We start from the raw sequence: 14,912 nt of genomic DNA, 5'->3' as shown, positions 1-14,912 counted from the left end.
GCCATAACTACAGCCCCGGATGCCATGACGTCCGGGGCAATAACAGTCGTCACTGCCGTATTTTGAAAGGGATAAACTATGAGACGTGTCGCCCCTGTCGCTGTACTGCTGGCATTAACGCTCTGTTCCTTACGGGTTAATGCTGAAGATGAACCTCAAGTCATTACGTCTGAAGGACTGGCCACCAGCCAGATGCTCCCTTCTCTGGATGGCTCCGTGGCTGAGCTACCGCTAAGCGCCGCCGCCCCCGGTAATCTGACACTGAACGACGCGGTAAGCCGCGCCGTAAGCTGGCACCCTTCTATCCGTGAATCCATCGGTAAACTGCTCTCGCAAAATGAGCAGATCGACGTGGCGAAATCAAAATATTATCCGCAGGTTACTGCCGGAATGAACAACGGCTACAGCAATACCTATAACGATCATGGTTTCAGTCCGTCGCTGGTCATTTCAGTCTCGCAAATGCTGTATGACTTCGGCAAAGTCGCAAGCCAGGTCCGCGCCGAAACCGCCGGGGCCGCACAGCAACAGGCTAACGTATTACTCAGCATTGATACCGTCGCCCACGCAACCGCTAACGCCATTGTTCAGGTTCAGACATGGCAACAAATGGTGGATGCCGCCGACGAGCAGCTTATCGCACTCAATGGTATTGGTCGGCTGACCCGACAGCGTAATGATGAAGGGGCAACGTCGCTTTCAGATGTGGTGCAAACCGATGCGCGTATTGAGTCCGCGCGGTCACAGCTGGCGCAGTATCAGGCCAATCTCGACAGCAGTAAGGCGACGCTGATGAGCTATCTTGGCTGGAACTCGCTCAACAGCATCAGCAATGAGTTTCCGGTAAAACTGAACAGCAGTTGCGATGTAGAAAAACCGGACGATCGCCTGGTTCCTGCGGTACTGGCGGCATGGGCGCAGGCGAATGTCGCCCAGGCAAATCTGGATTACGCCAACGCGCAGATGACGCCGACCATCTCCCTTGAGCCGTCCGTTCAGCACTATCTCAATGATAAATATCCCAGCCATGACGTGCTCGATAAAACCCAGTACTCAACGTGGGTAAAAGTGGAGATGCCGCTGTATCAGGGCGGCGGTCTCACCGCCCGACGCAATGCTGCCAGCCACGCGGTCGAGTCTGCACAATATTCTATCCAGCGTACCCGCCTCGAAGTCCGCCAAAAATTACTGGAGTCCCGCAGCCAGGCGATGAGTCTCGCCACTGCCCTGCAAATTTTGCGTCGCCAGCAGCAACTGAGCGAACGCACCCGCGAGCTTTATCAGCAGCAGTATCTGGATCTCGGTTCTCGTCCACTGCTCGATGTACTTAACGCCGAGCAGGAAGTGTATCAGGCGCGCTTTGCCGAACTGCAAACGCAAAACCAGCTTCGTCAGCTACAGCTGAACTGCCTCTACAACACCGGATCGTTACGTCAGGCGTTCGCCTTAAATAACCGCAGCATTCAGTCAGTGGAGATAAAACGATGAGCCACAATGATCCGCATGCTGAAAACGCGATTGCAGAACCCGCCCTCAGTCAATGGGCGCAGGCGATAACCCACATTGCCAGCCACTACCGTGTCACCTGCTCGCCCGGTGCGATTCAGGCCAACGCGCCCTGGTTTGCCGGGAAACCCCGGACGCTGGCTCTGACACAGCTGGCACGTCAGGCTGGGCTTTCCTTTCATCCGCTGGATACGGCAAAGGTGGTGTTCAGTCAGTGGCGTTTACCGGTTGTTGCCGAGCTTCGCGACGGCCAGATTATGGTGATAGAACATTTCAACGGTGAAGATACGCTGGATGTTTTTGTCATTACCGAAGAGGGACAACGCAACCGGCTGTCAGTTGCCGATTTGCTGCCGGAGATCCACACCATCACCGCGCTGCGTCCGTTGTCAGCGCTGAAAGACAGTCGGGTAGACCGCTATATTTCGCGTTTTAAACCCGACTGGATGCGCGAACTGGTGTTACAGGATTTCCGCCCCTACCTGCCAGTCATGATCGCCGCATTCCTGATTAACGTCCTGTCACTCGCCGGGATCATCTTTTCCATGCAGGTTTACGACCGGGTGATCCCGGCGCAGTCGTACCCGACACTGTATGTCCTCTCAACCGGCGTGCTGGTCGCGGTGCTGTTTGGTTTTCTGCTGCGCGAGGCACGTACACATATTATGGATCTGCTCGGTAAACGCGCCGATATGCGTATTTCCGATCGCGTATTCAGCCACGCCCTGCGACTGCGCAACAGCGCGGTTCCCCGTTCGACCGGGAGCTTTATTTCCCAGTTGCGCGAACTCGAGCAAATACGCGAGATGATCACCTCCTCAACCCTCTCCACCCTCGTCGATCTGCCGTTCTTCTTTTTGTTTATCGTGGTGTTGGCCTGTATCGCGCCACCGCTGGCGTGGATCGCCCCCGTCGCCGCCCTGCTGATGATCCTGCCGGGTCTGCTGCTGCAGAAAAAGCTGGCCGTGCTCGCCAACCAGGCGGCGCATGAATCCACCCTGCGCAACGCGGTACTGGTCGAGAGCGTGCAAGGGCTGGAAGACATCAAACTGATGCAGGCAGAGAACCGTTTTTTGCAGCAGTGGAACAGCTACATTCGCATTACCGGCGAATCGGGGCTGCGGACACGCAAGCTGACTCAGGGGCTGATCGGCTGGGGCATGTCGGTACAAAGTCTGGTGTACGCTGCCATTATTATGTTCGGCGCGCCCATGGTCATTGAAGGCACGATGACCACCGGGGCGGTCGTGGCGGCCTCGATGCTGGGCTCAAGGATGATCGCTCCGATGGCGAATCTGTGTGGCGTCCTGGCTCGCTGGCAGCAAGTCAAAGCGGCAAAGATGGGGCTGGACAGCATTATGCAGCTCCCCACGGAAACGCAGCACGATGAAAACCGGGTGCATCAGGAGATTTTTCATGGTCACTATCTCTTTGAAAACGCGCATTTTCGCTACCACAGCTACGATCAGCGCGTCCCGCTTCGCATCTCGCGTCTGGAAATCATGCCCGGGGAGCGCGTTGCTATCCTCGGTCGTAACGGTGCAGGTAAATCCACACTGCTCCAGGCGATGGCAGGCGGTGTGGAGATAATCCAGGGCGATGTTCGTCTCGATAACCTGAGTCTGGCGCAAATCGATATGGCTGATTTACGCCGAAACATCGGGTTTCTTAGCCAAAACGCACGGCTGTTTTTCGGCACATTGCGCGAGAACCTGACGCTTGGCGCCCCGCACGCCAGCGATGCGCAGATCTTCGAGGCGCTGGAGGTCAGCGGTGCAGCCACCTTTGTGAAACAGCTCGCCAAAGGGCTGGCTCACCCCATTATGGAGGGAGGGAATGGGCTTTCCGGCGGTCAGCGGCAGTCGATTTTGCTGGCAAGAATGCTGCTGCGCTCACCCAATATCGTCCTGCTCGATGAGCCAAGTGCCTCCCTGGATGAACACACCGAGCGGGAGTTTATTCAGCGGTTAAACCAGTGGCTGGGCAACCGTACGCTGATCGTTGCCACCCATCGCGTTCCGGTTCTGGAACTGGTCGAACGCGTGGTGGTGTTAAAAGAAGGTCAACTGGTGATGGATGCCCCGAAAGCACAGGCACTGAGTGCGAGCCGGGCCCCTACGCAGACTCACGGTCGGGAGTGGAAAAATGAAAACCAATCCGCATGATGCCGCCATGGATGACCTCGATATCCGTCGCGAACACCGCTTTTCCGGGGCCAGTCGTATTATCCTGCTCAGTACGTTGCTGTTTGTCGTCGTCGGTGTCTGGGCGTATTTTGGCAAACTGGACGAAGTCTCAACCGGCAGCGGGAAAGTGATCCCCAGCTCCCGCGAGCAGGTGCTGCAGTCGCTCGACGGAGGGATCCTCGCAGAACTGACGGTGCGCGAAGGCGATAAAGTGCAGGCGAATCAGATTGTGGCTCGCCTCGACCCGACCCGTTCGGAATCCAACGTCGGTGAAAGCGCCGCCCGATACCGCGCCTCGCTGGCTTCCAGCGCGAGACTCAATGCCGAAGTCAACGATCTGCCGCTGACCTTCCCCAAAGAGCTAAACGCCTGGCCGGAACTTATCGCCTCCGAAACCCGATTGTATAAGAGTCGTCGGGCGCAGCTTGCCGACTCGATGGTGGAGCTGCAGGATGCGCTGGTGTCGGTTAATAAAGAGCTGACGATTACCCAACGGCTGGAAAAAAGCGGTGCAGCCAGCCACGTGGAAGTGCTGCGTCTGCAACGTCAAAAAAGCGATCTGGGGCTGAAGATAACCGACCTGCGCTCGCAATATTACGTGCAAGCGCGTGAAGCGTTGTCGAAAGCCAACGCCGAAGTGGATATGCTTGCGGCCATTTTAAAAGGGCGCGAAGACTCCGTCACCCGTCTGACCGTGCGCACCCCGATGCGTGGCATCGTAAAAAACATTCAGGTCACCACCATTGGCGGCGTTATTCCCCCTAACGGCGAGATGATGGAGATCGTGCCAGTGGACGACCACCTGCTCATTGAAACGCGCCTGTCGCCGCGCGATATCGCCTTTATCCATCCCGGTCAGCGCGCGCTGGTGAAGATCACCGCCTATGACTACGCCATTTATGGCGGGCTGGAAGGTGTAGTGGAAACCATCTCCCCGGATACAATCCAGGACAAAGTGAAGCCCGAAATCTTCTACTACCGTGTGTTTATCCGCACCCATCAGGACTATCTGCAGAACAAACTGGGGCGTCATTTCTCCATCGTCCCAGGCATGATTGCCACAGTGGATATAAAAACAGGTGAAAAAACCATCGTTGACTATTTAATCAAACCGTTTAATCGCGCAAAAGAAGCACTACGCGAGCGGTAAATCCTTGAGGATAAGGGGTTGCGGGGGCTGGTCACGCGTGTCACAAGTCTGTTATACTTGCTGTAACACATTGGGGCTGATTCTGGATTCGACGGGATTCGCGAAACCCAAGGTGCATGCCGAGGGGCGGTTGGCCTCGTAAAAAGCCGCAAAAAAATAGTCGCAAACGACGAAAACTACGCTTTAGCAGCTTAATAACCTGCTCTGAGCCCTCTCTCCCTAGCTTCCGCTCTTAAGACGGGGATCAAAGAGAGGTCAAACCCAAAAGAGATCGCGTGGAAGCCCTGCCTGGGGTTGAAGCGTTAAAACTAATCAGGCTAGTCTGGTAGTGGCGTGTCTGTCCGCAGGTGCCAGGCGAATGTAAAGACTGACTAAGCATGTAGTACCGAGGATGTAGGAATTTCGGACGCGGGTTCAACTCCCGCCAGCTCCACCAAAATTCTCCATCGGTGATTACCAGAGTCATCCGATGAAGTCCTAAGAGCCCGCACGGCGCAAGCCCTGCGGGCTTTTTTGTGCCTTGAATTTGTCCCGCGAAGTCTGATGCCAACTAATTAAATCCGAACCTTTTAGGCACCTTGTTAGGCCCAACGAAAAGCTCTATTGTTTTCGTTGGGCCTAAACGCATGGAGACTCCCCATAGCAAGAAAAACCAAGCCATTAACTGATACGGAAATCAAAGCCGCCAAACCTAAAGATGCCGATTATCAGCTGTATGATGGTGACGGTCTTACTCTGTTAATCAAGTCCAGTGGTAGTAAGCTCTGGCAGTTCTGTTGCTATCGGCCTGTCATCGAGAAACGTGCAAAGAAGATCATAGGCCCCTACCCGTCAGTTACCCCAACAAGCTAGACAAAGAGCAGGAATTATTAGAAAGCATAGCCAGCTCTGAGCGAGAAGTGCAAAGTGTTCCCGACAGATAGCTCAGTACGAAAGGTTCTTTACCTGGTAATCAAGGATGCGTCAAAAAATGGAGTATAACGACTCAGGACCGGCGGCTGATGAGGAAGGATTATATTATCAAGTGCGGTGACCGCACGCGCGCTCACCCTTAACACCGCGGCAGTTACACAGAACTACTGACAGACTCATTTTCAGACATTATAAGAGCTAAATGCTCCATAACCATCGGTTTCACCATAGCGTATATATCCAGTGTCAAATATCGTTTTTTCAAAATCAGTTTGATCTATATTGAACCCATGCTGGACAATCGATTGAATATTATTCATGTTATTCGCACTGGTAAAGTGAGAGTTTATTATAAATTTATCTTTACCAACCAACTCTATTCCTAAAAGAAAATGTGGAAACAGTGCACCTTTAACGGCAATTTCATTCTGTTTCGGATACAATCCTTTCGGTGAATACGCGGGAAGTCCCGTGGCATAAATTACTTTTTTATGATGTTCAATCTCCCATGGGCCGATAGCATAATCCTGAAATGGTGCAGGAACAAAGTAATGAAAAATCACCCTTTCTTTCTTTGTGGATTCAGAAAACTGCATTGCAATGGTTTTATCTTTTGATGTCGAGACCAGCATTGTTTCCTTGCGAATGCCCGGAGATCCCGCAACATGAAGAAAGTACAAGTAATAATCACGGGCATAAACTTTGGTCTTATCAGTATAACAAGAATTACTTTTTTGCAGAAAGTCAACATCAGAGCCAGGCCTAAGAAAGTACTGCCGGAATCTATCATCTGTGCATTTTTCGATTCTGGCCGATAACTTGGGTTCTTTAAGAATATTGCAAATGCGATTATGAATAAATGTGAAGGTTTGGTCTGAATGGTCGTTGAGATTGGTAAGATAGTTTCGCACCGGCGTAAAAACATCGACTGAAAAATGTCTGGCCTTTTCACCAAAGTAAAACGCACGCTCATAAATTTCGGCTTCTTTACTGGAAACAGTTTTTTTTAGCAGGCGTTTTTTTATATTACGTAACTCTTCTCCGCGATAAAGCAGCAGTACTTCCCTCTGCCTACTAAGCACCTGTAGTTCATACTCTAAATCAACAAATTTCTTTTTTACACTCTCTGCTACAGGATTTAATTCGCTATCCACATAATCCATAATTAAAATTCCTTACAAACGACTCACTGTTCTTGAGTGATCCGTAGTTTACGCGTTCTTCGTTTCATGGCAACGTCCCCCTTCGATTAAGGATAGCGTTGCATTGACCCGTTGAACTCACAGCGAGGAGCAGACATGCCAATACTCGACGAAAAATATCGTCGAGTGGGGTTTCGTATAGTTTGCTGGTCAGAATTAGAGCTATTAATCCAGGCTTTCCAACCATACATTATTTGCGGAGCAGGTGTCGGAGCCTCTTCTGCTGCCATTTGTTAATCAGTCCCCGAAACAAAAATATCTTCACTCCTCGCATTGCAATTAACGCAAACCAGATAGCAGCAACCCATAGCGACCAAAAGCGGCCAGGAGACGTGAAGTGATTAAGCATGAATAGCAGCAGGCAAACGACGAGCGCTGAAAATATTGAGCTGTAAAACCGGCGTTCCTCGTCTATCCTGGCTCTCGTTTCGGTAATTCGCTGATCGAGTGCGTTGTCCCCGTCATTTTCCGGAGTTGAAAGCTCCGTAACGCTTACCTCGAACACGGCAGCTAAGGCGCTCAACGTTTCCAGGCTGGGGCTCTCGCCGTTCTCGATCCTCTGTACAGTACGCGTGCTCAGGCCGGTTAATTCGGCTAGCTGCTCCTGCGACCAGGCTCGCTGCAGGCGCAGCGCCCTGAACTTATTCGTGTCACTCATTGTCGTCTATCTCCGAGTAGTAAGTTGTCAGTTAGCAGTGTTACCGGTGCCTGTCTGCATTACCACGATCAGAACCTGACAGTGACCTGACAGGAACCTGACACCCTAATGACAGCAGCGTGGCAGGCTCTTAATTCCCATACGGGGACGTTATATAAAAATTCGGTACATCACATTAGGCAATCAACATTGCTTATGTTCGCCTCTGGGACGAAGCGGACATACCAACTGAGCTGAAGGTACGCAGTGAGCGAGGAGCAGACTTGCATCATCTTCCGACTACGTGACTACGTATTGATGACATTGCGGACAGAGCGTTTTAACTTTACTTGTTCTGGTAAAGATCCCAGCGGTTGCCGTAAAGGTCTTCAAATACCACTACTGTTCCGTACTCCTCTTCACGAGGCTCCTCAGAGAATTTCACGCCTTTTAATTTCATAGCGTTGTAGTCGCGCCAGAAGTCATCAGTCTGGAGAAAAAGAAAAACCCTGCCACCGCATTGATTGCCGATAAAACCTTCCTGCCTTTCATTTGACGCACGAGCTAAAAGAAGATTGCAATCGCTTTCGGGGTTAGGTGTTACTACGACCCAGCGTTTCCCCGGTTGTGGTGTATCCTCAACGAGAGTGAAACCCAGCTTTTTAGTGTAATACTCAATTGCCCTATCATAGTCATCAACCACCAGTGCTACATATCCCATGCATCGCTTCTGCGTTCTCATTTATACTCCGTTAAGTTTCAGGCATAACTGCCCAGAAATTTACTTTTAACACAAACGAACCTCATTCGCCGTCTGTATCGCTCCACTGTAAAGAAGCGGACAGCTCAGCGGCATAGCCACAATGGAAGCGATCGATTACCATTGCCACTTCATTTTTCACGGATTGATAATCTGGGAATGAGGGATATGTTTCTCACGCGTTTATGTTACTTACTTCTGATTGCTGCGGCGATGGGCTGTCTATGGTTACCCCATCCTTTTGTGATGTGGTTCCTGCTGGTCAGTGTGTTGACGCTGGTGGTGTACGGTATTGATAAAAAAGCAGCCTGCAACGCCTGGCGTAGAGTCCCTGAGTCTACGTTGCTGTTGTTGGGCGCGGTTGGCGGTTGGCCCGGCGCGATTCTTGGCCAGCAATTTTTTCGCCACAAGACAAAAAAACAGCCTTTCAAGACGTACTTCATTTTAACGGTGATGCTGAATATTGTCGTTCTGGTGGTTCTGTACCGGCTCTATCCTACTCTCATGGTCTAATTGCATTATGGTTTTGCCAGCGTAACGCCACTGGCATCAGACGTATCCAGGGCAAGGCAAAACCCTTTATCAATTTGCACGCTTGCCATTCATAATTTCTATAAATATTCCCTCCATAATTACCCATTGCCATTAATGCGGGCCGCGCCGCATCCATTTATCGCTATTCCTGCTCTTATACACCGCTAAAGCCCAGCCGGGATCACCCTCTGGATAAAAGGGAGCTCCGCCTTTGAGCGTTAAAGACAATTTCTTTCAGCAGTTGGTATCAACATTTGCCTCAGAGCCCAACGGCTTTACGGCCGCCCAGTGCCTCTCACTACTGTCCGTTAAACGTAACGTCATCAGCCATTATCTGAACCGACTCTGTGAAGATGGCATGCTGACTAAAGACAACAGCCGCCCGGTGAGGTTTTACCTCTCCGGTCCGCAAACAACCGCTGCCATACTCCCACAGGCAGAAAACGAGAGCCTGTATAGCCAAATGACATTGTGCCGCGCGGCGGTGGATTATCCACCGAACGGACTCGCGCTGTTGCTGACCGGTGAAAGCGGAACGGGGAAAAGCTACCTTGCCGCCCGGCTCTATGACTACGCCTGCCAACAAGGACTGATTGCAACCGGATGCCCGCTCGTCGAGCTAAACTGCGCGGATTACGCCAATAACCCCGAGTTACTCTCCAGTACCCTATTCGGCCACAGCAAAGGCGCGTTTACCGGCGCGACGGGTGAAAAAGCAGGCCTGCTGGACAACGCTAACGGCGGGATGTTGTTTCTCGATGAGGTCCATCGCTTATCAGCGGAGAACCAGGAAAAACTGTTTCTGTTCATGGACAAAGGCTACTTCTACCGACTGGGCGACAATAAGCAGCCACGTTCCGCGCAGGTGCGTTTTGTGTTCGCCACCACGGAAGATGTGAATAACGTACTGTTGCGCACCCTGCACCGGCGTATCCCCGTCACGGTTCATCTTCCGGCATGGCATGAAAGAACCCGCCGGGAGCGTATCGCGCTGCTGGAAACCTTTTTGCGCCAGGAGGCAAGGCAGCTTCATTGCGATATCCGGCTCGACAGTATGCACTTCTACGGCTGGCTCAACGGGCGATTTGCCGGCAATATTGGCGAGATCAGAAATCAGATCAAAGTCATGTGCGCGACGGCCTGGATAGTGCGCGAGGAAAATAGTCCGCTCCACCTTGGGGCTGTCACCGCACATCGTGATGCGCAGTATCACGGCTGGATCATTCACCAGAATGCACATCATGACGAGCTTCCTCGCGATGGCGCGCTCGGCGCCGCCTTCACCGATTATTGTGTCAGCCGGGATGCGGCCCGTTTTATTGGTGAGATGCAGGCCTGGCTTGCGGAGCATGAGCCAAAAAATGAAGGCCATTTTCACCGTCTGCAACAACAGATGGTCGGAGCAGCGCTTGATAATCTGAGCCAGCGCTGGGGTATCCCTTTCTCCCCAGCGCTGCGGCTGGCGCTCTACGTTATCCTGCGAGAATCGATGAACGGACAAGCGGATCCCGCGTCCCGCTTCACTACGCCCGCCTTGTGCCCGTACCCGCCTCGCTCACGCCTGATGGCTCAGGAATTTATTGACGCCATTACTGCCTGCGGCGAACTCACCTCACCAGAAATGATGTTCACGCTGAGCGCCGCGCTGTTCGCGCTTCACGATAACCCGCGAGCCAAACTTCAGGGCATTATCGTCACCCACGGGCAGTCGACCGCCTCCAGCATCGCTTCACTGGTGAACCAACTCACCGGCGGTTACTACTTTACCGCGTTTGACATGCCCTGGTTGACCAGCACGCAAACCATTATCGATATGCTGATAAACCACCTCGCACTGCTACGTCATGACAGCGGGCTCCTGATCCTGGTTGATATGGGCTCGTTGAAAGAGATCTGGCACGGCATCCATCAACACGTGCACGGCGATCTGGTCGTCATCAATAACGTGACGACGCTGCTGGCGCTGGATATCGCGGAAAAGCTGCAGCAGGGGCTACCGATGCCTGACATCATCAGCACCATCCCCGGCAGCTACGAAAATGAAATTCGCTACTATGCGGGGGCTCCGGTTCGCAACACATTGATTGTCGCCTGCATTTCTGGTGAAGGCATAGCCCGAAAACTGCAGGATATCCTTGCCCACGCGCTCACTGCCGTGAACATAGATGTTATCACCATGGAGTACGACACGTTGCGTCAGGCGCTGAAGGAGAAAGGCCAGCTAGCAGATACGCGACTTATAATCACGACTACCGACCTGGATACGGGCAACATCCCGTCCCTGACTATCCGCAACATCATTCAGGGCAACGCCGACAGCCTGCTACAACACTATTTCTCCGAGTGGCTGGACGACGCGGAATTTGGTGACATGATCCAGCAGATGGTCGAGCTGTTTACTCTTGAAGGTATCAGCAGCCGCCTGACCTTTCTCAATCCCCGGGTGGTGCTTGAGGATATTGAAACCATTATTCGTCGCTATGAGCAGGACTATCACTGCCGGTTCGAAAACTATCTGCATATCAACCTGGTGATGCACATCGCGCTGATGACGGAGCGACTGATGTTGAACAGTGGTCACACCCATCGTGACAGTGAAACACTGGACGAGCGTCAGCAGCGGTTTATCTCACAAAACACCCGTTATTTTCAGCCGCTGGTGCAGAAATACCACATCACAATCCCACTGACCGAAATGCTGATGATTGATGAAATCCTCGCAGGTATCCGTGCGCGTTCGACACATACCATCCCCGGTGTCGAAAATGGCAATTAGTGTCCAAAACAGAATTTTAACCTTTAAATATCAGCACATTAAAAACTGGCATGGCGTTTGCTGTATATCAACAGACCATGACGGGAGAAGCAAACATGATTGAAATTTATATGGCGGGACACGGTGAATATGCCAGAGGCATTGTTTCAGCGCTGGATATGTTGCTGGGCGATAGCCACGGTGTCACGCCGATTTGCGCCTACTGCGGTGATATCACCTCTATTCATCAACTGGAAACGCATCTTGCCCAGGCTGCTGCCGACGTACATTCCAGAGGCAACGAAATGGTGCTGTTTACCGATATACCCGGCGGCAGCGTGAATAATACGGCTCTGAAAATTGCTGCCAGCAGCCGCCATATTCACCTTATCTCCGGTGCCAGCGTGGTGATGCTGCTGGAGTTTTACATGAGCGAAGGCGCACCGCTCGCGCAGCGGATAACCATCGCACTACAGGCCGCTCACGGCGCCAGTCGCTACCAGAACGAGCAACCTGATTTCATCGCCCTGCGTGAAACCATGGCCAAATGCGCAAACGCAGGTCCGGGGGTGGCATGCTGACATTGCGTGTTGACGACCGTCTCATCCATACCCAGGTAGTTGCAGGGTGGATACAGGCGCTGGCACTCACTCGTATTATCGTCGGCAACGATGATGCCGCGGGAGATCCGATGCACGCTCTGGCGCTGGAAATGGCGCTACCACCGGGCGTGTCGTGCCACATCTGTACACCAGAAGATGTTGCAGACCAGATCCTGCCGGGTGCAAACCAGATGGTAATCGTCGCCTCCCTCGCCTGTGCCAGTCGCGTCGTGTCACGTATTCCCGCGATTACGGAAATTAATCTGGCAAACTGCTCTCAATATCACCGTCAGGCGGAATGCCAGCAATTTGCCGCCAGCGTCTGGCTAACGAACGACGAACTGGCCCTGCTCCAGGATCTGAAACAACACGGTATCAGCGTTGTGAATTATCCTTCGCCGCCCGTTAATGAAAAATAAAAACGTTATTTCCTGATGTATTCATATGCAGCCAACACATTATTCTCCGCTACCGGCTGAATATTTAGTTTTTCTGCAATAGAACGCGACAGGGAAATAAATTATAAGAGGAATATTTATGGCTATAATCAACATCCGTGTCGATGAGCGGCTCATTCATGGCCAGGTCGCCAATATGTGGACATCGCGTCTGAATATCACCCGTATCATGGTGGTAGATGATCAAATAGCGGAAAGCGACATCGACAAAATGACCCTCAAAATGGCTGTTCCTGCAGGTGTTAAGTTAAGTGTCCTGCCGTTCAAAACGGCGGCGGAAAATATTATTGCGGGCAAATATGATTCGCAGCGCGTGCTGTTACTTATTAAATCAGTTCCAGCATTAATGGCTCTGTATGAACATCATCTGCCGATGCCTGAAATTAATATTGCCAACGTGACACAGCTTCATAACGGATTCCCGGTCACGAAAAGTGTCAGCCTTTCTGCCGAGGATATTACCCGACTTCAGCAGCTTGGCGCGCAGGGCACAAAAATTATCAGTCAGCGCGTTCCTAACGACGATAAGCTGAATGTCACCGATATTCTTAATAACCTGAAATAAAGCGAGGAGCCACCATGACAATAGAAGGATGGCAGATTCTGGTTATTTGCCTGTTTGCTTTTATCCAGATTATTGACGTTATTACCGTCAACGTCGGTCTGGGATATCCACTGAATGCCGGGATGATCACCGGTCTTATTATGGGGGATGTCACCACCGGTCTTGCCGTTGGCGCAACGCTGCAGCTAATGGTGCTGGGTGTCGGCACCTACGGCGGCGCCTCAATTCCTGATTTCACCACTGGCGCCATTATCGGCACAATTTTCGCGGTCATCAGCGGCAAAGGCATTGAGTTCGCCATCGGACTCGCTGTGCCAGTCGGCCTGCTGCTGATTCAGTTGGATATCCTGGCGCGCTTTCTCAACACCTTTTTCCTGCATCGCATCATCAAAGCTATCGACAGACTGGATATCGGCGCGATTGAACGTAACGTACTCGCAGGCGCCCTTCCCTGGGGGCTGTCACGAATGCTACCCGTGCTGCTGATGCTGCTGTTCGGAGAACATTTCGTCCAGTTGGTGTTGCACTACGCACCGGACTGGCTGATGGGCGGCCTGAAGGTTGCGGGCGGTATTTTGCCGGTCGTCGGTATCGGTATTCTGCTGCGCTACCTGCCAACCCGTCAGTTTTTCCCCTGGCTGCTGATTGGCTTCTTCGCCGCAGCCTGGCTGAAAACGCCGATGCTGGGTGTCGCTGTTCTCGGTATCGCCGGTGCCATTATTCACTACCGCAACGTTTCCAGTACGGAGAAGCGCCAGTCAGAAGATACGCCTCGCCCTGCCGTACAGACTACCTCTGGGGAGATTACTGATGATGAAATCTGATACCACTGTCGCTGAGACTCAGGGCCGGCTCGATCGTCGCACCCTACGTCGGGTGAATCTGCGCTGGCTCTTTACCTCTGCGATTTGTTGGAACTACGAACGTATGATGAGTACCGGCTACCTGTATGCCATGCTCCCAGCCTCACAGAAGCTCTACGGCGACGATCCGGCGGCGTTAAAAAAGAACCTGGAGATGCATGCGCAGTTTTTTAACACCAGCCCCCATACCGGCGCGCTGATCCTCGGCGTCGATCTGGCGTTGGAAGAGGAAAAAGGTCGTGACGCGATGGAAGCGGTATCCGGCCTGAAAACCGGACTGATGGGGCCCTTCGCTGCAATCGGTGATGCCCTGTTCGGCGCACTGGTGCCGACCATTTTCGGCTCCGTGGGCTCATGGATGGCGCTGAACGGTAATCCGATGGGTTCCATCTTCTGGATCATCGCCCACATTCTGATCATCTTTGGTTTTCGCCTTCCACAGCTCGGGTTTGCCTATCGCCAGGGTATCAACATGGTCGGCAGCATGAACACCCGGCTGAAGTCGATTACCGAAGCAGCAACACTGCTCGGGGTCACGGTTGTCGGCGCGCTTATCGCCTCTGTCGTGCACGTTACAGTACCACTGACGCTAAAAAGCGGTGGTGTGGAGCTGAAAATCCAGGAAACGCTTGATCAACTGATGCCATCACTGCTGCCGGTCCTGCTGGTCGCGTTGGTGTACTGGCTGCTTGGGGTGCGTCGCATGAACTCCACCCGCGTTATTTGGGTGGTGATGCTGATATCCATCGTGGGCTATAACACCGGCATTCTCGGTTAATGGA

The 14,912-nt window shown here is 52.5% G+C and carries 13 protein-coding genes, 1 other RNA gene and 1 pseudogene; 12 read left to right on the top strand and 3 right to left on the bottom strand.

The window, feature by feature from the left end; translation table 11 throughout:
• The first annotated feature begins 78 nt into the window (after nucleotides 1–78).
• The 5 genes and pseudogenes from N7268_RS15490 to N7268_RS15470 form a co-directional block, all read left to right on the top strand.
• Nucleotides 79–1,488, top strand: a complete 1,410-nt coding sequence (locus tag N7268_RS15490) for a TolC family outer membrane protein (RefSeq protein ID WP_260863619.1) — start codon at nucleotides 79–81, stop codon at nucleotides 1,486–1,488.
• A complete protein-coding gene (locus tag N7268_RS15485; RefSeq protein WP_260863618.1) occupies nucleotides 1,485–3,671 on the top strand; it encodes a type I secretion system permease/ATPase in 2,187 nt (728 codons plus the stop codon). Before N7268_RS15490 ends, N7268_RS15485 begins: the two co-directional genes overlap by 4 nt.
• Nucleotides 3,672–3,678: 7 nt before the next feature.
• Nucleotides 3,679–4,842 carry an HlyD family efflux transporter periplasmic adaptor subunit gene (locus N7268_RS15480; protein ID WP_260864683.1) on the top strand — a complete coding sequence of 388 codons (1,164 nt, stop codon included), beginning with the start codon at nucleotides 3,679–3,681 and terminating at the stop codon, nucleotides 4,840–4,842.
• 72 nt (nucleotides 4,843–4,914) lie between these two features.
• Nucleotides 4,915–5,278: a transfer-messenger RNA gene (ssrA, locus tag N7268_RS15475) on the top strand.
• A 203-nt stretch (nucleotides 5,279–5,481) separates the two neighbouring features.
• A pseudogene (locus N7268_RS15470) lies at nucleotides 5,482–5,682 on the top strand (integrase arm-type DNA-binding domain-containing protein); the annotation flags it as partial.
• A 254-nt stretch (nucleotides 5,683–5,936) separates the two neighbouring features.
• Here the strand turns inward: N7268_RS15470 and N7268_RS15460 are convergent.
• The 3 genes from N7268_RS15460 to N7268_RS15450 all read right to left on the bottom strand — a co-directional run bounded on the left by N7268_RS15460 (nucleotide 5,937) and on the right by N7268_RS15450 (nucleotide 8,335).
• On the bottom strand, nucleotides 5,937–6,917 hold the full coding sequence (locus N7268_RS15460; RefSeq protein ID WP_260863617.1) for a hypothetical protein: 981 nt from the start codon (nucleotides 6,915–6,917) through the stop codon (nucleotides 5,937–5,939).
• A gap of 229 nt (nucleotides 6,918–7,146) precedes the next feature.
• Nucleotides 7,147–7,614 carry a helix-turn-helix domain-containing protein gene (locus N7268_RS15455; RefSeq protein WP_260863616.1) on the bottom strand — a complete coding sequence of 156 codons (468 nt, stop codon included), beginning with the start codon at nucleotides 7,612–7,614 and terminating at the stop codon, nucleotides 7,147–7,149.
• 325 nt (nucleotides 7,615–7,939) lie between these two features.
• Nucleotides 7,940–8,335: a VOC family protein gene (locus tag N7268_RS15450; RefSeq protein WP_260863615.1), complete on the bottom strand. Its 396-nt coding sequence runs from the start codon at nucleotides 8,333–8,335 to the stop codon at nucleotides 7,940–7,942.
• A gap of 186 nt (nucleotides 8,336–8,521) precedes the next feature.
• Between N7268_RS15450 and N7268_RS15445 the strand changes: the two genes are divergently transcribed.
• The 7 genes from N7268_RS15445 to N7268_RS15415 all read left to right on the top strand — a co-directional run bounded on the left by N7268_RS15445 (nucleotide 8,522) and on the right by N7268_RS15415 (nucleotide 14,908).
• On the top strand, nucleotides 8,522–8,866 hold the full coding sequence (locus tag N7268_RS15445; RefSeq protein WP_260863614.1) for a DUF1294 domain-containing protein: 345 nt from the start codon (nucleotides 8,522–8,524) through the stop codon (nucleotides 8,864–8,866).
• Between the two features lie 232 nt (nucleotides 8,867–9,098).
• Nucleotides 9,099–11,663, top strand: a complete 2,565-nt coding sequence (locus N7268_RS15440; protein WP_260863613.1) for a sigma 54-interacting transcriptional regulator — start codon at nucleotides 9,099–9,101, stop codon at nucleotides 11,661–11,663.
• A 95-nt stretch (nucleotides 11,664–11,758) separates the two neighbouring features.
• On the top strand, nucleotides 11,759–12,223 hold the full coding sequence (locus N7268_RS15435; RefSeq protein ID WP_198906297.1) for a PTS sugar transporter subunit IIA: 465 nt from the start codon (nucleotides 11,759–11,761) through the stop codon (nucleotides 12,221–12,223).
• On the top strand, nucleotides 12,217–12,663 hold the full coding sequence (locus tag N7268_RS15430; protein WP_260863612.1) for a PTS sugar transporter subunit IIB: 447 nt from the start codon (nucleotides 12,217–12,219) through the stop codon (nucleotides 12,661–12,663). The genes N7268_RS15435 and N7268_RS15430 overlap by 7 nt, the downstream gene beginning before the upstream one ends.
• Nucleotides 12,664–12,781: 118 nt before the next feature.
• On the top strand, nucleotides 12,782–13,267 hold the full coding sequence (locus tag N7268_RS15425) for a PTS system mannose/fructose/N-acetylgalactosamine-transporter subunit IIB (protein WP_260863611.1): 486 nt from the start codon (nucleotides 12,782–12,784) through the stop codon (nucleotides 13,265–13,267).
• A 14-nt stretch (nucleotides 13,268–13,281) separates the two neighbouring features.
• Complete coding sequence (locus tag N7268_RS15420; RefSeq protein WP_198906294.1) at nucleotides 13,282–14,091, top strand: PTS mannose/fructose/sorbose/N-acetylgalactosamine transporter subunit IIC; 810 nt, start codon at nucleotides 13,282–13,284, stop codon at nucleotides 14,089–14,091.
• On the top strand, nucleotides 14,078–14,908 hold the full coding sequence (locus tag N7268_RS15415; protein ID WP_260863610.1) for a PTS system mannose/fructose/sorbose family transporter subunit IID: 831 nt from the start codon (nucleotides 14,078–14,080) through the stop codon (nucleotides 14,906–14,908). Before N7268_RS15420 ends, N7268_RS15415 begins: the two co-directional genes overlap by 14 nt.
• The last annotated feature ends 4 nt before the right edge of the window (nucleotides 14,909–14,912 follow it).

Origin of the sequence: Citrobacter sp. Marseille-Q6884 (assembly GCF_945906775.1) — a bacterium.
Lineage (GTDB): Bacteria > Pseudomonadota > Gammaproteobacteria > Enterobacterales > Enterobacteriaceae > Citrobacter.
Note: the sequence above shows the minus strand (reverse complement) of the source record. Positions and strands in the feature narration are given on the sequence as shown.